Genomic DNA, 20,590 nt, shown 5'->3' with positions numbered 1-20,590 from the left:
TTATACTCCGGATTCGCGAAAATGGATGTCGCTGACCGCGCGCAGGCGTTCAGCCGCTTGTTCTGCGGTTAAATCACGCTGGGTTTCCGCCAGCATTTCATAGCCGACCATAAATTTACGGACGGTCGCAGAGCGCAGCAGCGGCGGGTAAAAGTGTGCGTGCAACTGCCAGTGTGCGTTTTCTTCACCGTTAAACGGCGCGCCGTGCCAGCCCATTGAGTAGGGGAAGGAACACTGAAACAGGTTGTCATAACGACTGGTCAGCTTTTTCAACGCCAGCGCCAGAGAGTCGCGCTGCTCGTCGCTTAAATCGGTAATGCGCAGGACATGCGTTTTGGGTAACAGTAGCGTTTCGAACGGCCACGCCGCCCAGTAAGGCACCACCGCCAGCCAGTGTTCGGTTTCGACCACGGTGCGGCTGCCGTCCGCCAGTTCTCGCTGGACATAATCCACCAGCATTGGCGAGCGCTGCTCGGCGAAGTAGGCTTTTTGTAAACGATCTTCGCGTTCGGCCTCATTCGGCAGGAAGCTGTTGGCCCAGACCTGTCCATGCGGATGCGGGTTCGAACAGCCCATCGCCGCGCCTTTATTTTCAAAGACCTGCACCCACGGATAGGTTTTGCCTAACTCGGCGGTCTGCGTCTGCCAGGTTCTGACGATTTCCGTCAGCGCGGGCAGGCTCAACTCCGGCAGCGTTTTACTGTGATCGGGAGAAAAGCAGATCACGCGGCTGGTGCCGCGCGCGCTCTGACAGCGCATCAGCGGATCGTGGCTGTCCGGCGCATCCGGCGTGTCGGCCATCAGCGCCGCGAAATCGTTAGTAAAGACGTAAGTCCCTTTGTAATCGGGATTTTTATCGCCGGTGACACGCGTATTGCCCGCACACAGGAAGCAGTCCGGATCATGGGCCGGCAGCATTTGCTGAGACGGCGTTTCCTGCGCCCCCTGCCAGGGGCGTTTTGCGCGATGCGGCGAAACCAGAACCCACTGGCCGGTAAGCGGGTTATAACGGCGATGCGGATGATCGATGGGATTAAATGGGGTCATAACAACGTCCTTAATCTGGGTATCCCTGCGGATGGCGTGACTGCCAGTGCCAGGTGTCCTGCGCCATTTCGTCAAGCGTGCGGGTGACGCGCCAGTTCAGCTCGCGATCGGCTTTGCTGGCATCCGCCCAATACGCCGGGAGATCGCCGTCGCGACGCGGCGCGAAGTGGTAATTAATGGGTTTACCGCAGGCTTTACTAAAGGCGTTGACCACATCCAGGACGCTACTGCCGACACCCGCGCCGAGGTTATAAATATGTACGCCGGATTTGTCCGCCAGTTTTTCCATCGCCACGACGTGCCCGTCGGCTAAGTCCATAACGTGAATGTAATCGCGTACGCCGGTGCCATCCTCGGTCGGGTAATCATTGCCGAAAACGGCGAGCGATTCGCGACGACCCACGGCGACCTGGGCGATATAGGGCATCAGGTTATTCGGAATACCTTGCGGATCTTCTCCCATGTCGCCCGACGGGTGCGCGCCGACCGGGTTGAAATAACGCAGCAGCGCAATACTCCACTCCGGCTGGGCTTTTTGCAGATCGGTGAGGATCTGTTCTACCATCAATTTACTTTTGCCGTAGGGGCTTTGCGGCGTGCCGGTAGGAAAACTTTCGACGTAAGGAATTTTGGGCTGATCGCCATAAACGGTGGCGGAGGAGCTAAAAATAAGGTTTTTAACGTTGGCCGCACGCATGGCGCTGACCAACCGCAGCGTACCGTTGACGTTGTTGTCATAGTACTCCAGCGGCCTGGCGACCGATTCGCCGACGGCTTTCAGGCCGGCAAAGTGAATCACGGTATCAATCGCGTGATCGTGCAGAATTTCGGTTATAAGCGCTTCGTTGCGAATATCGCCTTCGACAAAGGTCGGGTGCTTACCGCCCAGACGTTCAATCACGGGCAGCACGCTGCGCTTGCTGTTGCAGAGGTTATCGAGGATGACGACGTCATGACCATTTTGCAGCAACTGTACGCAGGTATGACTTCCAATGTAACCGCTACCACCTGTAACCAATACTCTCATAATTCGCTCCGTTAAGCCTATGGTATGGAATAACCATAGCATAACAAAGATGCGAAAAGTGTGACATGTAATAAATTAGTGGAATCGTTTACACACTGGTGATTTTACGCATTTGTATCGATTAAATGATTACAAATCATCTGGCTTGAGAATGCTTCTGCTTTTTATCCGAAAAAAAGCGCGTTACGCGCCTGGGAATGAAACGGACGGGGCAAGAGCTGTCAGTCTTTTTTACGCGAGAGTAGCTTCCTGGCGAGCGCCCCGACAGCGACGACGCCGATGGCGGTCACTTTCCAGAATTTAAGCAACGCGATACCGAGCATAGCAAGCAGTCCTACTTTCTTGGCCGCGATACCGCCAATCAGCGCGGCGAGCCCATACTCCGCTATTTTGTCCGTTGATTCGTTGAAGTCAGCGTAGCGTTGTCCAGCGTTGAACTTGACGGAACTGAGAATTCTTTTCGCCAGAGGGATTTCGTGGTCAACAGAACCTCTGTCGGTCACCAGATTTAAAGAAAAATAGCCTTCACGTCCCAGCAGATAGGTGTTGTAGTTCACGCCTTGTTCATTCAGTGGTTCGTTGGTGCCGATATCATGGATGGCGGCGGACCAGATCAGACGATGATTGGTTGCATCGTAGGTAGGCTTCTCGATCCAGCCAATAATTTCTATCGGCTCAATGCCTTTTGCAATACGATCTTTATTCGCTTCTTTTGTGCCTTTGCGCAGGTTATCCATTAATTCATCGGCATCCCAGTTTTTTGCATCATCATCTTTTACATAACCAGAATCATCATATTCGATAGAAATAAATCCATTCATTTCCTTTTTAAATACGAGGCCGTAAAAATATTCATCGTCAACATAGTTACCAATTTCACGCATAAATACCGCCGCTTCTTTTGCGGGTATCCAGGTAAATCCTTCCGGCAGATTAAGCGTGGCTTTATCACCTAAACTAATCTTTGTCGGACCCGCAACGGCGGCGCGACTCATGCCTTCAACAGCGACCTCAACGGCGGTTTTACGCGCTTCCTGCGCAGCGGTCGGCTTTTGCTCAGCATAACTGCTGGGGCAAAATAACATGGCTGCCAGTAAAAATAGTATTATTTGTGGAAAACGAAAAGCCATAATGAATCCCTTATATTCACATACGACATCATTGTCGAAAATTTCAGGATTATTATGACAATGAGGCGGTCAGCGATTCAAGAGATAGTAAGCTTATCGACCGTTATTATTATTCTTAATAAAAGGAGAGTGGTTCCAGAATGGCGCGCGGCGCCATTCTGATAATACATTTAATTATTGCATCGTCCGGAAACGTACTTATAACGTTCGCCCTCTGGTACAAATTCCAGCCGGTGGGTAATACAGGCAGGCGCATCCTCTGCATGATGGGAAACGAACAGCAGTTGGGTCTCTCCCTGGCGAATTAATACATCTACAAAACGGCGTACCAGTTGGCGGTTCAGCGGGTCCAACCCTTGCAGCGGCTCATCCAGAATCAACACTGTCGGATGCTTAACCAGCGCGCGCACGATCAGCGCCAGCCGCTGCTGTCCCCAGGAGAGACTGTGGAAAGGGGCATCCGCCGTACGCTTATCGATTCCCAGAATATCCAGCCACTGTTGCGCCAGTTTTCGTTGCCTGTCTGAAACGGCCTGGTAAATGCCGATAGAATCGAAATAGCCGGAGAGAATGACATTGCGCACCGTGGTACTGACGCGGTAATCCAGATGTAAACTGCTGCTGACGTAGCCGATATGTTTTTTGATATCCCAGATTGTTTCGCCGCTTCCTCGCCGCCGCCCGAACAGCGTGAGATCGTTGCTGTAGCCTTGCGGATGATCGCCAGTAATAAGGCTAAGCAGCGTAGACTTACCCGCCCCGTTAGGACCGACGATCTGCCAGTGTTCGCCCGGATTGACTCGCCAGCTTAGGTGGTGGAGGATAGGGCGATCGTTATACGAGACTACGCCATCGTTAAGTACGATCCGTGGTTCGCCATCGGGTAACGCATGGCGGGCGGAAGGTTCGTCCGGTTCGGGTAATTGTACGTCGGTCAGACGCTCGCTGTGCGCGAGTTGAGCAACCAACGCCCGTTGCAGTAACTCTGTCGTCGTTCCGGTCTCCGCCAGCGTACAGTCGGCAAGCACGCCGGCAAACTGCACGAAGTCCGGGATTTCATCAAAACGGTTGAGTACCAGCGCCAGGGTCATACCCGCCTGGTTCAACGCCGTCAGGCGTTGCGCCAGTTGTTGACGGGCGGTCACGTCAAGCCCGTCGAACGGTTCATCAAGGATTAATAACTCCGGCTCAGACATCAGCGCCTGACATAGCAGCGCTTTTCGCGTCTCGCCGGTAGAAAGGTATTTAAAACGCCTGTTGAGTAAAGCGGAAATGCCGAACTGCTGCGCCAGCATCGCACAGCGGGCAGGATGGCGAACATCATCCTGAATAATTTCCGTGGTAGTGCGCCCGGTATCGTCTTCGCCAGGACTGAGCATATCGGTGTTATTACGTTGCCATTCATCGCTGACCAGCTTTTGCAATTGTTCAAAGGACAGACGAGTAATGCGGGTAAACCGACACTGGCGCTCGCCTGTTAATAACGGCAGTTCACCCGCCAGCGCGCGGGCGAGCGCCGACTTCCCGCTCCCGTTAGCCCCAACGAATGCCCAGCTATCGCCCGCATTGAGCGTCAGCGAATCCAGATGAAGTGTTTTTGTATCGCTCAGACGAAACGTGCCTTGCGAAATTTGCAACGATGACATTTTGCATCCCATTTTTTGCAGCGATGAATGACAGGGATACGTCTTTCGGCAACGGATGTCAATGTGCTTAGCACAACGTTGCAATAATCACTCTGTCCGCATTAAACCAGGCAATCACGTCATCGCCTTCCTTTAACGTGGCGGCATCTGAAGTCGGTATCGTGGCGCACAGCGTCTGGCCGTCCGGCAGCGCCATCAACACTTCACACTGTTCCGCGCCGCGCTCGATATGGCTGATCGTTCCCGACAACTGATTGTCAGCGGCGCGCGCAACGGCTGCATCCCGGGTAATGCCAACCCATGGCGCTTTTAGCAGGATCAGCACTTCTTTACCTTCCTCCAGGCCGAGACGCTCGCCGCTTTGCGCCGTCAGCGCGACTTTGAGCCGCGTTTTGCCGTCGGCCAGCAGCACGTCGACATGCTGTTGCACCTGATCGCGATCGCGGGCGGTAATGGTGCCGAACCACTGATTTCGGGCGCTGGTTTGCAGTGAAAAGCGGGAGATAGCGGCCAGCAGACTGTCAAGCGGCAGGGCGTCATCGTCGCTTAACACATCGAACGCTTTTTGCTGAATTTGACCCAGCAAATCGTAAAGCTGGATCAGACGCTGGCCATAGCGGGTTAATACCGCGCCGCCGCCGCCTTTGCCGCCCGTTGCGCGTTCAACCAGCATATGTTCGCTAAGCTGGTTCATGTCGTTTATCGCATCCCAGGCGCTCTTATAGCTGATTCCCGCGTCTTTCGCGCCCTGACTAATCGAGCCGGAAAGCGCAATGTGTTTCAGCAGAGAGATACGTCGGGGATCGGCAAAAAGCTTTTGCTGAAGTTTCAGGGTAAGAAGGATTTCGGCCTGCATAACCAGCTCCTGGTAAAAAGACTATTGTGACTGAAAAGCGCGTCAGCGCAAAGCCGACCGCACAAAAGGGGAGTGCTTTTCTGTGTGATGCGGTTAAAATACAAAAAGGACTATATCTGGAGTTGCCCATGTTAGAGTTATTAAAAAGTCTGGTATTCGCCGTCATCATGGTACCGGTAGTGATGGCCATCATCCTCGGTCTGATTTACGGTCTGGGTGAGGTGTTCAACATTTTTTCCGGTATCGGTCAGAAAGACCAGTCCAGACAGAACCGCTGATTTCCCCAAACGCCCGCTCAGTCGGGCGTTTTTGTTACTCAAGATCCTGCTTTTCCTGCCGATATTTTCTGTGTTTAATCGTTAATGGGTATGAATAACCGCTGGGAAACCCCTGAGATTATCGTTATATTGTTGTTTACATAACGAAACGCACAAGGAGTTACAGATGGCGCATTCCTGGTTACGCCTGGTCGCAGGGGCAACATTATCTTTCGTCATCGCCGGTCATGCGCTGGCGGATGAAGGCAAGATCACCGTATTTGCCGCCGCGTCGCTAACGAACGCGATGCAAGACATTGCGGCAGAATATAGAAAAGAGAAAAATGTGGATGTGGTCTCCTCATTCGCCTCCTCTTCAACGCTGGCGCGCCAGATAGAAGCGGGCGCGCCGGCGGACCTGTTCATCTCTGCTGATCAGAAATGGATGGATTATGCAGCCGATAAAAAAGCGGTGGATACCACGACGCGCGAAACATTGCTTGGCAATAGCCTGGTGGTGGTAGCGCCGAAAGCCAGCGAGCAGAAACCGTTTACCATCGACAACAAAACGGACTGGATTCGTCTGTTGAACGGCGGGCGTCTGGCAGTGGGCGATCCGCAACACGTACCGGCGGGAATTTATGCCAAAGAAGCGCTGCAAAAGCTGGGCGCATGGCAAACGCTTGAACCGAAACTGGCGCCGGGCGAGGATGTGCGCGGCGCGTTGGCGCTGGTCGAACGTAACGAAGCGCCTTTGGGCATTGTATACGGTTCTGATGCGGTCGCCAGCAAGGGGGTCAACGTGGTGGCGACGTTCCCGGAAGATTCACATAAAAAAGTGGAATACCCCATCGCTATCGTGGAGGGGCATAAAAATGCGGCCGTCAGCGCGTTCTATGATTACCTGAAAGGACCGCAGGCCTCGGCAATCTTTAAACGTTATGGATTTACGACGAAGTAATGATACTGACCGATCCAGAATGGCAGGCTGTCCTTCTTAGCCTGAAAGTGTCTTCCCTGGCCGTGCTGTTTAGCCTGCCGTTTGGGATCTTTTTTGCCTGGTTACTGGTGCGATGCCGGTTTCCGGGCAAAGCCTTACTTGATAGCGTCCTGCATCTGCCGCTGGTGCTGCCGCCGGTGGTGGTCGGCTATCTGCTGCTGGTGTCGATGGGGCGACGCGGGTTTATTGGCCAGTGGCTGTATGACTGGTTCGGTCTCACGTTTGCCTTTAGCTGGCGCGGCGCCGTGCTGGCGGCGGCGGTGATGTCCTTCCCGCTGATGGTGCGGGCCATTCGGCTGGCGCTGGAGGGGGTGGATATCAAGCTTGAACAGGCCGCCAGAACGCTGGGCGCCGGGCGCTGGCGCGTTTTTCTGACTATCACCTTACCGCTTACCCTGCCGGGCATTATTGTCGGTACGGTGCTGGCGTTTGCCCGTTCGCTTGGCGAATTTGGCGCGACCATTACCTTTGTTTCTAATATTCCGGGCGAAACCCGCACCATACCTTCCGCCATGTATACCTTGATCCAGACGCCGGGCGGGGAGAGCGCGGCGGCGAGGCTGTGCGTGATTTCGGTTGTATTAGCGCTGATTTCGCTGTTGATTTCTGAATGGCTGGCGCGGATTAGCCGTGAACGGACGGGGCGCTAACCATGCTGGAGCTTAATTTTTCCCAGACGCTGGGAACGCACTGTTTAACCCTCAACGAAACGCTGCCAGCCAGTGGGATCACGGCTATCTTTGGCGTCTCCGGCGCGGGAAAAACCTCGCTGATTAATGCCATCAGCGGTTTGACTCGCCCGCAAAAAGGACGCATCGCGCTGAATGGCCGGGTGTTGCATGACGCGGAAAACGGTATCTGTTTAACGCCGGAAAAGCGCCGCATCGGTTATGTTTTCCAGGATGCGCGCCTGTTCCCCCATTACAAAGTACGCGGCAATTTGCGCTACGGCATGGCGAAAAGCATGACCGGCCAGTTTGATAAGCTGGTGTCGCTGCTGGGAATTGAAGCGTTGCTTGATCGCCTGCCGGGGAGCCTGTCCGGCGGAGAAAAACAGCGCGTAGCGATAGGCCGGGCATTGCTCACCGCCCCGGAGTTGCTGCTGTTGGACGAACCGTTGGCCTCGCTGGATATCCCGCGTAAACGCGAATTACTGCCGTACCTGCAACGGCTGGCGCGGGAAATCAATATTCCCATGCTGTATGTCAGCCATTCTCTCGATGAAATTCTCCACCTGGCGGATAAAGTCATGGTGCTGGAGGATGGACAGGTTAAAGCGTTTGGCCCGCTGGAAGAAGTCTGGGGAAGCAGCGTTATGCACCCGTGGCTGCCGAAAGAGCAACAGAGCAGTATTCTGAAAGTCAGCGTGCTGGAGCATCACCCGCATTATGCCATGACCGCCCTGGCGCTTGGCGACCAGCACCTGTGGGTAAATAAACTCAATCAGCCGCTGCAATCCACACTGCGTATTCGTATACAGGCGTCGGATGTCTCGCTGGTACTACAGCCGCCGCAGCAGACCAGTATCCGCAACGTATTGCGGGCAAAAGTGGCGAATTGTTATGACGATAACGGGCAGGTGGAAGTCCAGCTTGAGATAGGCGGCAGAACGCTGTGGGCGCGAATAAGCCCGTGGGCCAGGGATGAGCTGAATATCAAGCCTGGCCTGTGGCTTTACGCGCAGGTGAAAAGCGTTTCTATCACCGCCTGACTATAGCAGGTGGGTGTAAATAAATTTGGCGATGCTATCGGTAGTGTTATCGCCGATCACAACGTCAGCGCGCGCTTTCACCGCCTCATCGGCGTTGCCCATCGCAACGCCGGTGCCTGCCGCCTCCAGCATACTGATGTCGTTGTAGTTATCGCCGAAAGCGATCACATTTTTCATTGACCCTCCCTGCGCTTCTATCCACTGGGTAAGGCGCTTGCCTTTACTGTTGCCTTTGCGCGCGATATCCACCTGATCGTGCCATGACCATTCGCACTCCAGGCCAAGCGCCTGTTCAACATGCTGACCGAACCGCTGTAGTCTGGGAATATCTTCATCGGTAAGCGCAAACTTCCACACGGCATTCACGTCGCGCGCCGCCTGCGCTAACGAAGAGACCTGTGTAAAGGTCGGACGTTGTTCCGGCGGCAAGGTCTGCGCCCACCGGGAGGTACGCACGACGTGGCCGGTTGGGTGTTCGTAAAGCATAGCGTCATCAACATACATCAGGCCGTGAATCTGATGCTCATCCAGTAAATCAATCAACTGCAACGCCTTATCCACGGGCATAGGATCGGCATCCAGGACAGTTTTAGCTTGATAATCATACAAATAGGTGCCGTTGCAGCAAATAGCAGGTGTTTCCAGCGCCAGCGCCTGATAAAAAGGATGAATAGCAACGTGATGGCGACCAGTGACAATGATAAGTTGAAAGCCCGCCTCTTTGGCGCGTGATAGCGCGTCAAGCGAGGAGGGGAGTAAGGTTTTATGCGGGGTTAATAACGTTCCGTCTAAATCGAGGGCAATCACGCGTGCAGTCATAATTTTTTCCAGATTAAGAGTAATAATTCCGTCTGTCGGCATGGTACACCGGGACGGTAAGCAGACAAAATTCTGCGTCTGAATTCAGCATTCGCCGTCAAAAGCGACTACGTTAAGCTGTGTCCTGTTATTGCAGCTACATGCCATATGCAAAGGAGTATTCATGAAACAAACAGTCTATACCGCCAGCCCTGAGAGTCAGCAAATTCACGTCTGGAGCCTGAACCACGAAGGGACGCTGACGCTGGTGCAGGTCGTGGATGTGCCCGGTCAGGTTCAGCCGATGGTGGTCAGTCCGGATAAACGCTACCTCTATGTCGGCGTGCGCCCGGAGTTTCGTGTCCTGGCGTATCGTATTGCGCCGGATGATGGCGCGCTGACGTTTGCCGCCGAATCCGCCCTGCCGGGTAGCCCGACCCATATTTCTACCGATCATCATGGTCGTTTTGTCTTTGTCGGATCGTATAACGCCGGTAATGTCAGCGTGACGCGCTTACAGGATGGCCTGCCGGTTGAGCTGGTGGATGTGGTGGAGGGGCTGGACGGCTGCCACTCGGCAAATATTACGCCGGATAACCGTACCCTGTGGGTGCCTGCGCTAAAACAGGATCGCATTTGTCTGTTTACGCTAAGCGATGACGGCCATCTGGTGGCCCAGGAGCCGGCGGAAGTAAATACAGTTGAAGGGGCAGGCCCGCGTCATATGGTCTTCCACCCGAATCGACAATATGCGTATTGCGTCAATGAACTGAACAGTTCGGTGGATGTCTGGCAGCTTAAAAATCCGCATGGCGAGATAGAGTGCGTACAAACCCTGGATATGATGCCCGCCGATTTTTCCGATACCCGTTGGGCGGCGGATATTCATATTACGCCGGATGGACGGTATCTGTATGCCTGTGACCGCACCGCCAGTCTGATTACCGTCTTTAGTGTCTCCGAAGATGGCAGCGTACTGAGCGTTGAAGGCTTCCAGCCGACGGAAGCCCAACCGCGCGGCTTTAATATCGACAATAGCGGAAAATACCTGATTGCTGCGGGTCAAAAATCACATCATATCGCGGTCTATGAAATTACGGGCACTCAGGGGTTGCTGACGGAAAAAGGCCGTTATGCCGTCGGCCAGGGGCCAATGTGGGTTGTGGTGAACGCGTACTAAAGCGCTGTGTGCCGGATGGAGGCGGGCTGGAACTCATCAAGGCGGGATGCCTGATTAATTTCGATAAACATCGCTTGCAGTAAAACCACGGGCCGCCACATCTGCTGCGGCGGCCCGTTTATAAGCCTGAACCGGAACGGTGATTACTGCTTAGGTTCCGCCACCACTTTACTGCCTACACCGCGGTTGTTGTACTCCCACATGCGGTTGTAGTTAGTGTCGTTCAGATTACGCTGCACCTCGTCTTTGTCATCCACGGTTCCCGTATTTCCAGCAAACGGACGTTTCGAGATGACCGCGTCGGCCCACGGTTTGGCAACGTTGAAGCCCTCGTTAATCACGCTGTCGCGGATCACGACCTGACCGTTGGTGTTGGCGTCGACATCCAGCGAGCGGCCAAGCTGCGCAACGCCATCGCCGGAGGCGTTAAAGCGGCTGTTGATCGCCAAAAAGCCATAGTAAATATTGGACAGCGTCGCCGGGGCGAAGACGTAGGCTTCCTGCTGTGTGCGGGAGTTGACGACCTGGAAGTTGGTGTTATCGAACACCACGGCACCGCGTCCGGACACCATATCCACATCGCCTTCAATATAGCTGTTCGTCACCAGCGTACGCGGCTGGCGATCGGTTTGCAGACGGTTCTGCACGCCGCTGTTGGTCACAAAGAAGGTGTTCTGGCGGCCAAGGATATTGACCTTGTTAATCTGGACTTTGTCGCCATCGGTACGCAGCGCCACCGCCGGATGGTTTCCGGCATCGACGCTGTCGCCCAGCGTGTTCTCGATGGTCAGATTTTGTAGCTGCAGACCGTTATTCTGCGACCAGAACGCGGCAGAACACATCACACCGATCGTCGCGGCGTGTTTGCTTTGGCAGTTATCGAACATATACCAGGCGGGTTTACCAGGCATATATTTCCCGCCGGGATTCACCGCGCGGCGCCAGTCAGCGACGCTCATTTCACCATCAATCGCCATCCCAATTTTCACATCGATCGGTTTTTCACCGGTCCCGTACAGGGTCAGACTTCCCGGCGCGGCGGGAACATACACGGTCCCCTGATAGTCGCCCGGCATAATAGCAATGTACTGGCGTTTGTTCGTGCGTTTAACCATTGCCGCATCGACCGCGGCCTGAATCGAGGTGTGCGTAACGCCTGGCGTACCTGCCGGCCCCACCACAAAGTCAGGCTGTGCGGGCAGGGTAATCGGCGACGGCGACCACGGGGCGGTATTCGGCGTCAGGGAGGCAAAATAGCGCGCCGCAACGAAGTTTTTCGCTTCATTTGCCGACAGAATTGGGCGCGAGGCGGTGCCAGGCGCGGTTTGATCGGAAGGGATCTGATCGGGTGGCGTAGAGCTACAGGCGCTCAGCGTCACGCCAAAAGCCAGTGCCAGCGCCAGACGGGAAACCGATAATGTATTCACAGGTTGCTCCGGGCTTGAAAAAGTTAAATGACATCCATTGAAGCCTGCTTTTTTATACTAAGTTGAACGAAACGGGAAGGCGAAAAGGTAAAAAGTTCCTTTTCAGGCCGGAAACACCTGTCGCATCAGATAGTTTTATCACAATTAAGCAACAACTTTCGCGCTTTGAGTTGACAATCCGGAGCAGAAAGAAAATAAATGTCTATACAACTCATGACAGGCAAGAGAGCGACAGGAATGCGGCAACTTTTACCGGGCGATACTGTCTGGCGAAACATCAGGCTGGCGACAATGGACCCGCAGCGGCAAGCCCCGTACGGGCTGGTGGATAACCAGGCGCTGATTGTACGCGAAGGGCATATTTGCGATATCGTGCCAGAGACGCAGCTTCCTGTCAGTGGGGACAATATCCATGATATGCAGGGACGACTGGTAACCCCGGGACTTATCGATTGCCACACGCATCTGGTGTTTGCCGGTAACCGCGCCGCAGAGTGGGAGCAGCGGCTTAACGGCGCGTCATACCAGCATATTAGCGCTCAGGGCGGCGGCATTAACGCGACGGTATCAGCAACCCGCGCCTGTGCGGAGGAGACGCTCTACCTGCTGGCGCGCGAACGCATGATGCGCCTTGCCAGCGAAGGCGTTACGCTGCTGGAGATTAAATCCGGCTATGGTCTGGAGCTGGCGACAGAAGAAAAGCTGTTGCGCGTCGCTGCAAAACTTGCCGCCGAAAACGCTATCGACATTAGCCCCACGCTATTGGCCGCTCATGCTACGCCAGCGGAGTATCGTGACGACCCGGACGGCTACATCACTTTGGTCTGCGAGACGATGATTCCGCAGCTCTGGCAAAAAGGGTTATTTGATGCGGTAGACCTCTTTTGCGAGAGCGTCGGCTTTAATGTGGCGCAGAGTGAGCGCGTGTTGCAGACGGCGAAGGCGTTAGGTATTCCCGTTAAAGGCCATGTTGAGCAGCTTTCGCTGTTGGGCGGCGCGCAGCTGGTGAGTCGTTATCAGGGTTTATCGGCGGATCATATCGAATATCTTGATGAAACGGGCGTCGCGGCGATGCGTGACGGCGGTACTGTCGGCGTATTATTGCCCGGCGCGTTTTATTTTCTGCGCGAGACGCAGCGCCCGCCGGTAGAACTGCTGCGCCGCTATCAGGTGCCTGTCGCCGTCGCCAGCGATTTCAATCCCGGCACCAGCCCGTTTTGCAGTTTGCATCTGGCGATGAATATGGCCTGCGTACAGTTTGGTCTGACGCCGGAAGAGGCATGGGCGGGCGTTACGCGCCATGCCGCTCGCGCGCTGGGAAGACAGGCGACGCATGGGCAGATCAGGGCCGGCTACCGGGCGGATTTTGTGGTGTGGGATGCTGAACAGCCGGTAGAGATTGCGTATGAGCCGGGGCGTAACCCTTTATATCAGCGGGTATACAGAGGACAAATCTCATGACGCAATGGTATCCGGCTTCTCCGGCGCTCTGGCAGGGGCGCGATGACAGTATAGAAGCGCCGGATGCGCGGCGTCTGTTTCAGACCGTCACGCGCAGCGAGACCTTTTCCCCCGAAAACTGGCAGCAAAAGATCGCGTTAATGGGATTTGCCTGCGACGAGGGGGTAAAACGCAATGCAGGTCGTCCCGGCGCGGCAGGCGGCCCGGACGCGTTGCGTAAAGCGCTGGCGAATATGGCCAGCCACCAGGGACATGAACGGCTGGTGGATTTAGGCAATTGGGTTGCGCCGACGCCCGATCTGGAAGGCGCGCAGCAGGCCTTGCGCGATGCGGTAAGCCGCTGTCTGCGGGCCGGGATGCGCACGCTGGTACTGGGCGGCGGGCATGAAACCGCGTTTGGACACGGCGCGGGGGTGCTGGACGCGTTTGCGCAGGAAAGCGTAGGGATCATTAATCTTGATGCGCATCTGGATCTCCGTCAGACCGACCGGGCAACATCCGGGACGCCGTTTCGTCAACTGGCGCAGCTATGCGACGCGCAGAGCCGCGCGTTTCATTATGCCTGTTTCGGCGTGAGCCGTGCGGCGAATACGCAGGCGTTGTGGCGGGAAGCGCAGTGGCGGAATGTTACCGTGGTGGAGGATCTGGACTGCCATGACGCGCTGGCGCAGATGGCGCAGTTTATCGACAAGGTGGATAAAATTTATCTGACTATCGATCTCGACGTATTGCCTGTCTGGGAAATGCCGGCCGTCTCCGCTCCCGCAGCGCTGGGCGTGCCGCTGATACAGGTTCTGCGTTTAATTGAGCCGGTTTGCCGCAGCGGAAAATTACAGGCGGCGGATCTGGTTGAATTTAATCCACGCTTTGATGAAGATGGCGCAGCGGCGCGCGTGGCGGCGCGGCTTGGCTGGCAAATCGCGCACTGGTGGCGTTAATCTGTCATCCAGAAAACACTCTCCGCATAAGGAAGGCTTCACGCATGTATTCATCCCGCTCCCGTTCTGCGCCTGCGCCTTTTTACGAAACGGTGAAACAGGACATCTGTAAAAAAATAGCCGGCGGCGTCTGGCAGCCGCACGATCGCATTCCGTCGGAAGCTGAACTGGTCGCTCAGTATGGCTTTAGCCGAATGACCATCAACCGGGCGCTGCGTGAGCTGACGGATGAAGGGTGGCTGGTACGTTTACAGGGCGTGGGGACGTTTGTCGCCGAACCGAAAGGCCAGTCCGCGCTGTTTGAAGTCCGCAGTATCGCCGAGGAGATTGCCGCCCGCCGTCATCAGCACCGTTGTGAGGTGCTCACGCTGGAGCGTGTGCGGGCAAACGCCATCCAGGCCAGCGCTCTCAACGTCAATGAGAGCGATGTCATTTTCCATTCCATCATGGTGCATTATGAAAACGATCTGCCGGTACAAATTGAAGATCGCTGCGTGAATGCGGATATTGCCGTGGATTACCTGACGCAGGATTACCGTCAGACCACGCCGCACGCTTATTTGTCGCGGATCGCGCCGCTAACGGAAGGGGAACATATTGTGGAGGCGGTGCGCGCCACGGCGCAAGAGTGCGCGTGGTTAACTATCAAAGAGCATGAGCCTTGTCTGCTCATTCGTCGTACAACCTGGTCCGTGTCGCGGATTGTTTCTCACGCCCGTTTACTTTTCCCCGGGTCGCGCTACCGGCTACAGGGACGATTTATCTCCTGAGCGGGCCGCTGCCGGAAAACGTGATTGCTGACACAATATAACAAAATTGTATCATTTTTGTTAATTCTATTCTTGTGCTTACTTGTATAGACAAGTATATGTCTGATTCTTATCTGTGGGTCTGCGGCGATGCCTGATAGTGGCGTTTTAGCGTTATTTGGCGATGGCAGACCGATAATAATGAGGAGTCATTGCTATGCCTGAAAGCAAGTATCGTCAGCAGACTATCCGCGCGCCCCGAGGCACGGTATTAACGGCGAAAAGCTGGCTGACAGAAGCCCCGCTGCGGATGTTAATGAATAATCTCGATCCTGACGTGGCGGAAAATCCGCATGAGCTGGTGGTCTACGGCGGGATTGGTCGCGCCGCGCGCAACTGGGAATGCTATGACGCTATTGTTGATGCGCTCACCCGGCTGGAGGCGGACGAAACGTTGCTTATTCAGTCTGGCAAACCGGTCGGCGTATTTAAAACGCACGACAACGCGCCGCGGGTATTAATCGCCAACTCCAACCTGGTTCCCCACTGGGCGACATGGGAACACTTTAACGAACTGGATGCGAAAGGGCTGGCGATGTACGGTCAAATGACGGCCGGAAGCTGGATCTATATCGGCAGTCAGGGAATCGTGCAGGGAACATACGAAACCTTTGTCGAGGCGGGGCGTCAGCACTATAACGGCACGCTGGCGGGACGCTGGGTGCTGACCGCCGGACTGGGCGGCATGGGCGGCGCGCAACCGCTAGCCGCGACGCTGGCCGGAGCGTGTTCGCTGACGATTGAATGCCAGCAAAGCCGTATCGATTTTCGTCTGCGTACTCGCTACGTGGATGAGCAGGCCGCCACGCTGGATGACGCGCTGGCCCGCATTACGCGCTACACCCGCGAGGGGAAAGCCGTGTCCGTCGCCCTGTGCGCGAACGCGGCGGATATCCTGCCGGAACTGGTTAATCGCGGCGTGCGCCCGGACCTGGTGACCGATCAGACCAGCGCCCACGATCCGCTACATGGCTATTTACCCTCCGGCTGGCGCTGGGAGGAGTATCAGAAAAACGCGCAATCCGATCCCCACGGGACGATGCAGGCAGCGAAACGTTCCATGGCGGCGCATGTTCGGGCGATGCTGGCGTTCAGTAAAATGGGCGTGCCGACCTTTGACTATGGCAACAATATTCGTCAGATGGCGAAAGAGATGGGGGTGGAAAACGCCTTTGATTTTCCGGGATTTGTGCCAGCCTATATTCGTCCGCTGTTCTGCCGTGGCATCGGGCCGTTTCGCTGGGTGGCGCTGTCCGGCGATCCGCAGGATATCTATAAAACCGATGCCAAAGTCAAAGAGATAGTGGCTGAGGATAAACATCTGCATCACTGGCTGGATATGGCGCGCGAGCGCATTCATTTTCAGGGGTTACCGGCGCGTATCTGCTGGGTAGGCCTGGAGTGGCGGCAAAAACTGGGGCTGGCGTTCAACGAAATGGTGCGTTGCGGCGAGGTATCCGCGCCCATTGTGATTGGCCGCGATCACCTGGATTCCGGCTCTGTCGCCAGCCCTAACCGTGAAACCGAAGCGATGCGCGACGGTTCCGACGCGGTTTCCGACTGGCCGCTGTTAAATGCGTTGCTGAATACCGCCAGCGGGGCGACATGGGTATCGCTCCATCATGGCGGCGGGGTGGGGATGGGTTTTTCGCAACACGCCGGTATGGTGATTGTCTGTGATGGCACTGACGAGGCCGCCGCGCGTATTCGCCGCGTGTTACACAACGATCCGGCGACGGGCGTCATGCGCCATGCCGATGCCGGATATGATCTCGCGGTGGAATGCGCTGTTGAGCAAGGTCTGAATTTACCGATGGTTGCGGCGACGCAGGGGAAAGGCTGATATGAACACCATGACACTCACTCCGGGGCAGTTAAGCCTCTCTCAACTGTACGATGTCTGGCGTCATCCGGTACAGCTTCGGCTGGACGCCAGCGCCATTGACGGCATTAACGCCAGCGTTGCGTGCGTCAATGATATCGTTGCCGAAGGGCGTACCGCCTACGGCATCAACACCGGTTTCGGCCTGCTGGCGCAGACGCGCATCGCTGATGAAGACTTGCAAAATCTACAGCGATCGTTGGTGCTGTCTCACGCCGCGGGCGTAGGCGATCCACTGGATGACGCGATGGTGCGTCTGATCATGGTATTGAAAATCAATAGTCTGGCGCGCGGGTTTTCCGGGATTCGGTTGAGCGTGATAGAAGCGCTCATCGCTCTGGTGAATGCCGGCGTGTATCCGCTGATTCCGGCAAAAGGCTCGGTTGGCGCGTCGGGCGACTTAGCGCCGCTGGCGCATCTGTCGCTGACGCTGCTTGGCGAAGGAAAAGCGCGCTGGCAGGGCGAATGGCTTCCGGCGCAGACGGCGCTAAAAAAGGCCGGACTGGAGCCTGTCGCGTTGGCGGCCAAAGAGGGGCTGGCGCTGCTTAACGGCACCCAGGCGTCAACGGCCTTCGTGCTGCGCGGTTTGTTTGAGGCACAGGAGTTATTTGCCTCCGCCGTTGTCTGCGGCGCGCTGACCACCGAAGCCGTACTGGGATCGCGCCGTCCTTTTGATGCGCGCATTCATGCCGCGCGCGGACAACAGGGGCAAATTGACGTCGCGCGGTTGTTCCGGCACCTGCTGACCGATACCAGCGCCATTGCTGAATCACATCACCACTGTCATAAAGTTCAGGACCCGTATTCCCTTCGCTGCCAGCCGCAGGTAATGGGCGCTTGTCTGACCCAGTTACGTCAGACGAAAGAGGTACTGCTGGCTGAGGCCAACGCGGTGTCCGATAATCCGCTGGTCTTTGCCGATGCGGGGGAGGTGATCTCCGGCGGTAACTTCCATGCTGAACCGGTTGCCATGGCGGCGGATAATCTGGCGCTGGCGATAGCGGAAATCGGCGCGCTATCGGAGCGGCGCATCGCGCTGATGATGGATAAACATATGTCGCAGTTACCGCCGTTCCTGGTAAAAAATGGCGGCGTTAATTCCGGTTTTATGATTGCCCAGGTCACCGCCGCGGCGCTCGCCAGCGAGAATAAAGCGCTGGCGCACCCGCACAGCGTGGATAGCCTGCCGACCTCGGCGAATCAGGAAGATCATGTCTCAATGGCCCCGGCGGCAGGGCGGCGACTCTGGGAAATGGCGGCGAATACCCGCGGCATCATTGCCGTGGAGTGGCTGGCTGCCTGTCAGGGGATAGATTTACGGGAAGGGTTAACCTCCAGCCCGTTACTGGAACAGGCGCGGCAGACACTGCGCGAGCAGGTGGCGCACTATACGCAGGATCGTTTTTTCGCGCCCGATATTGAGTGTGCGACGGCGCTGCTGGCGCAAGGCGCGTTACAGCGTCTGGTGCCGGACTTTATGTGAATGCTGCCGGATGGCGCGGCGCGTATTCGGCTTACCCAACCCGTTGGCAGGGTAAGACGTTTACGCCGCCATCCGGCACAGCGTTTAACTGAACATCGCCGTGATCGAGGCGCTGGCGAGCGAATGGAAATGCACGTTAAAGCCGACCATCGCGCCGCTGGCGTCTTCATCAACGTCAAGACGCTCGACGTCCAGCGCGTGAACCGTAAAGATATAGCGGTGCGTTTCCCCTTTAGGCGGCGCCGCGCCGCCGTAGCCCGCTTTACCGAAATCGGTACGCGTCTGAATGACGCCGTCTGGTACGGCCACCAGGCCTGAGCCGAACCCCTGGGTCAGTACGCGCGTATCCGCCGGGAGGTTCACCACCACCCAGTGCCACCAGCCGGAGCCGGTCGGCGCGTCGGGATCGTAACAGGTCACGACAAAACTTTTGGTGCCCATCGGCACGTCGTCCCAGGCCAGATGCGGCGAAATATTATCGCCATCATAGCCCATACCGTTAAAAACGTGGCGATGAGGAAGTTTATCTCCATCGCGCAAATCGTTGCTGATAAGTTTCATGCGCTCTCCTTTTGACTCACCAGAAGTGTAGCCAGAAGCAGCATCGCTTACCGCTGATTAATGGCTAAAAAATGTTTCATTGTGTACTGCGTCATTGACCGCCTGGGTCAAACGGCGCAGTTGATCCGGACGAATAATATAGGGCGGCATCAGGTAGATTAGCTTGCCGAACGGCCTGATCCAGACGCCTTGCCCGACGAAGAAGCGTTGAAGCGCCGCCATATTGACCGGATGCGTGGTTTCAACCACCCCAATCGCGCCCAACACCCGCACATCCGCCACCCAGGGCGAACTTTGCGCGGGGGCTAACTCAGCGCGTAACTGAGACTCGATAGACGCCACCTGCTGACGCCATTCGCCGCTTTCCAGCAGCGTCAGGCTGGCGCAAGCGACGGCGCAGGCCAGCGGATTCCCCATAAACGTCGGGCCATGCATAAAACACCCCGCCTCGCCGTTGCTAATAGTCTCTGCAACCTTGCGTGTCGTGAGCGTTGCCGAGAGGGTCATGGTGCCGCCGGTTAAGGCTTTGCCGAGACACAAAATATCCGGCGCGATCCCGGCGTGCTCGCAGGCGAACAGTTTGCCGGTACGGCCAAACCCGGTGGCTATTTCATCGGCAATCAGCAGAATGCCTTCGCGATCGCACATGTTACGAATACGCCTGAGCCATTGTGGATGATATATGCGCATCCCGCCCGCGCCCTGAACGATAGGTTCCAGAATCACGGCGGCTATTTCATGGCGATGCGCGGCCATCAGGCGGGCAAATGGCGCGATGTCGCTTTCATCCCATTCGCCATCCATCCGGCTTTGCGGCGCCGGCGCGAACAGATTTTCCGGCAGATAGCCTTTCCACAAGCTGTGCATGGAGTTATCCGGATCGCACACCGACATCGCGCCGAACGTGTCGCCATGATAACCGTGGCGAAACGTCAGAAAACGCTGACGCGATTCGCCCCGCGCCTGCCAGTATTGCAGCGCCATCTTCATGGCCACTTCCACCGACACCGAACCGGAGTCGGCCAGAAAGACACACTCCAGCGGCTCAGGCGTTATCGCGACCAGCTTACGGCACAGATTCACCGCAGGTGTATGGGTTATGCCGCCGAACATGACATGCGACATGGCGTCAATTTGCGCTTTCATCGCCGCGTTCAATTGCGGGTGGTTATAACCATGAATGGCCGCCCACCAGGAGGACATCCCCTCAATCAGGCGTTCGCCCGAGGCGAGAACCAGCTCGCAGCCTTCGGCCCGCTCAACGGGATATACCGGCAGCGGCGAGGTCATGGAAGTGTAAGGATGCCAAATATGGCGTTTATCGAAGGCCAGATCGTCCGTTGTCATAATCGACTTGTAAACCAAATTAAAAAGATT

The 20,590-nt window shown here is 56.1% G+C and carries 19 protein-coding genes; 10 read left to right on the top strand and 9 right to left on the bottom strand.

Annotation, left to right across the window (positions count from 1 at the left end; all coding sequences use genetic code 11):
* From galT to modE, 5 genes are all read right to left on the bottom strand, one after another.
* Positions 1-1,047 carry a galactose-1-phosphate uridylyltransferase gene (gene galT, locus ACLJTG_RS21335; RefSeq protein ID WP_000187473.1) on the bottom strand — a complete coding sequence of 349 codons (1,047 nt, stop codon included), beginning with the start codon at positions 1,045-1,047 and terminating at the stop codon, positions 1-3.
* 10 nt (positions 1,048-1,057) lie between these two features.
* A complete protein-coding gene (gene galE / locus ACLJTG_RS21330; RefSeq protein WP_001265465.1) occupies positions 1,058-2,074 on the bottom strand; it encodes a UDP-glucose 4-epimerase GalE in 1,017 nt (338 codons plus the stop codon).
* Positions 2,075-2,295: 221 nt separating this feature from the next.
* Positions 2,296-3,204: a DUF2167 domain-containing protein gene (locus ACLJTG_RS21325; protein WP_000885526.1), complete on the bottom strand. Its 909-nt coding sequence runs from the start codon at positions 3,202-3,204 to the stop codon at positions 2,296-2,298.
* A gap of 170 nt (positions 3,205-3,374) precedes the next feature.
* A complete protein-coding gene (modF, locus tag ACLJTG_RS21320) occupies positions 3,375-4,850 on the bottom strand; it encodes a molybdate ABC transporter ATP-binding protein ModF (RefSeq protein WP_079951277.1) in 1,476 nt (491 codons plus the stop codon).
* 67 nt (positions 4,851-4,917) lie between these two features.
* Entirely contained in the window at positions 4,918-5,706 is a 789-nt protein-coding gene (gene modE, locus ACLJTG_RS21315; RefSeq protein WP_001147418.1) for a molybdenum-dependent transcriptional regulator, read from the bottom strand.
* 128 nt (positions 5,707-5,834) lie between these two features.
* Between modE and ACLJTG_RS21310 the strand changes: the two genes are divergently transcribed.
* The 4 genes from ACLJTG_RS21310 (at position 5,835) to modC (ending at position 8,674) form a co-directional block, all read left to right on the top strand.
* On the top strand, positions 5,835-5,984 hold the full coding sequence (locus tag ACLJTG_RS21310; protein ID WP_000891513.1) for an AcrZ family multidrug efflux pump-associated protein: 150 nt from the start codon (positions 5,835-5,837) through the stop codon (positions 5,982-5,984).
* Between the two features lie 166 nt (positions 5,985-6,150).
* Positions 6,151-6,924, top strand: coding sequence for a molybdate ABC transporter substrate-binding protein (modA, locus tag ACLJTG_RS21305; RefSeq protein ID WP_000951420.1), 774 nt, complete (start codon positions 6,151-6,153; stop codon positions 6,922-6,924).
* On the top strand, positions 6,924-7,613 hold the full coding sequence (modB, locus tag ACLJTG_RS21300; RefSeq protein ID WP_198898386.1) for a molybdate ABC transporter permease subunit: 690 nt from the start codon (positions 6,924-6,926) through the stop codon (positions 7,611-7,613). Before modA ends, modB begins: the two co-directional genes overlap by 1 nt.
* A gap of 2 nt (positions 7,614-7,615) precedes the next feature.
* On the top strand, positions 7,616-8,674 hold the full coding sequence (gene modC / locus ACLJTG_RS21295) for a molybdenum ABC transporter ATP-binding protein ModC (RefSeq protein ID WP_000891710.1): 1,059 nt from the start codon (positions 7,616-7,618) through the stop codon (positions 8,672-8,674).
* Here modC and ACLJTG_RS21290 read toward each other — a convergent pair whose 3' ends face one another.
* Positions 8,675-9,493, bottom strand: coding sequence for a pyridoxal phosphatase (locus tag ACLJTG_RS21290; RefSeq protein WP_001748281.1), 819 nt, complete (start codon positions 9,491-9,493; stop codon positions 8,675-8,677). It abuts the gene before it with no gap.
* Positions 9,494-9,656: 163 nt separating this feature from the next.
* On the opposite strand from ACLJTG_RS21290, the gene pgl reads away from it, so the two are divergent.
* Positions 9,657-10,652 carry a 6-phosphogluconolactonase gene (gene pgl, locus ACLJTG_RS21285; protein ID WP_020839469.1) on the top strand — a complete coding sequence of 332 codons (996 nt, stop codon included), beginning with the start codon at positions 9,657-9,659 and terminating at the stop codon, positions 10,650-10,652.
* Positions 10,653-10,795: 143 nt separating this feature from the next.
* Here the strand turns inward: pgl and ACLJTG_RS21280 are convergent, their stop codons facing one another.
* Positions 10,796-12,079 (bottom strand): putative acyl-CoA thioester hydrolase, encoded by a 1,284-nt coding sequence (locus tag ACLJTG_RS21280; RefSeq protein ID WP_001094776.1) that lies wholly within the window; start codon positions 12,077-12,079, stop codon positions 10,796-10,798.
* Positions 12,080-12,316: 237 nt separating this feature from the next.
* Here ACLJTG_RS21280 and hutI point away from each other — a divergent pair, with 237 nt between their 5' ends.
* From hutI to hutH, 5 genes are all read left to right on the top strand, one after another.
* Positions 12,317-13,540: an imidazolonepropionase gene (gene hutI, locus ACLJTG_RS21275; RefSeq protein WP_079951276.1), complete on the top strand. Its 1,224-nt coding sequence runs from the start codon at positions 12,317-12,319 to the stop codon at positions 13,538-13,540.
* Entirely contained in the window at positions 13,537-14,478 is a 942-nt protein-coding gene (gene hutG, locus ACLJTG_RS21270; protein WP_000195688.1) for a formimidoylglutamase, read from the top strand. Before hutI ends, hutG begins: the two co-directional genes overlap by 4 nt.
* Positions 14,479-14,522: 44 nt before the next feature.
* Positions 14,523-15,248: a histidine utilization repressor gene (locus ACLJTG_RS21265; RefSeq protein WP_021000085.1), complete on the top strand. Its 726-nt coding sequence runs from the start codon at positions 14,523-14,525 to the stop codon at positions 15,246-15,248.
* A gap of 196 nt (positions 15,249-15,444) precedes the next feature.
* Positions 15,445-17,130: a urocanate hydratase gene (hutU, locus tag ACLJTG_RS21260; protein WP_001115209.1), complete on the top strand. Its 1,686-nt coding sequence runs from the start codon at positions 15,445-15,447 to the stop codon at positions 17,128-17,130.
* Between the two features lies 1 nt (position 17,131).
* Positions 17,132-18,652: a histidine ammonia-lyase gene (hutH, locus tag ACLJTG_RS21255; protein WP_079951275.1), complete on the top strand. Its 1,521-nt coding sequence runs from the start codon at positions 17,132-17,134 to the stop codon at positions 18,650-18,652.
* A gap of 84 nt (positions 18,653-18,736) precedes the next feature.
* Here hutH and ACLJTG_RS21250 read toward each other — a convergent pair whose 3' ends face one another.
* Both ACLJTG_RS21250 and bioA read right to left on the bottom strand, forming a co-directional pair.
* The gene (locus tag ACLJTG_RS21250) at positions 18,737-19,213 is read right to left on the bottom strand and encodes a kinase inhibitor (RefSeq protein ID WP_000767403.1); all 477 of its coding nucleotides are present in this window, start codon (positions 19,211-19,213) and stop codon (positions 18,737-18,739) included.
* A 57-nt stretch (positions 19,214-19,270) separates the two neighbouring features.
* Entirely contained in the window at positions 19,271-20,560 is a 1,290-nt protein-coding gene (bioA, locus tag ACLJTG_RS21245; RefSeq protein ID WP_079834861.1) for an adenosylmethionine--8-amino-7-oxononanoate transaminase, read from the bottom strand.
* Positions 20,561-20,590: the final 30 nt, after the last annotated feature.

Origin of the sequence: Salmonella sp. SAL00672 (genome assembly GCF_046552175.1) — a bacterium.
Lineage (GTDB): Bacteria > Pseudomonadota > Gammaproteobacteria > Enterobacterales > Enterobacteriaceae > Salmonella > Salmonella enterica.
This window is presented reverse-complemented; position numbering and strand designations above follow the sequence as displayed.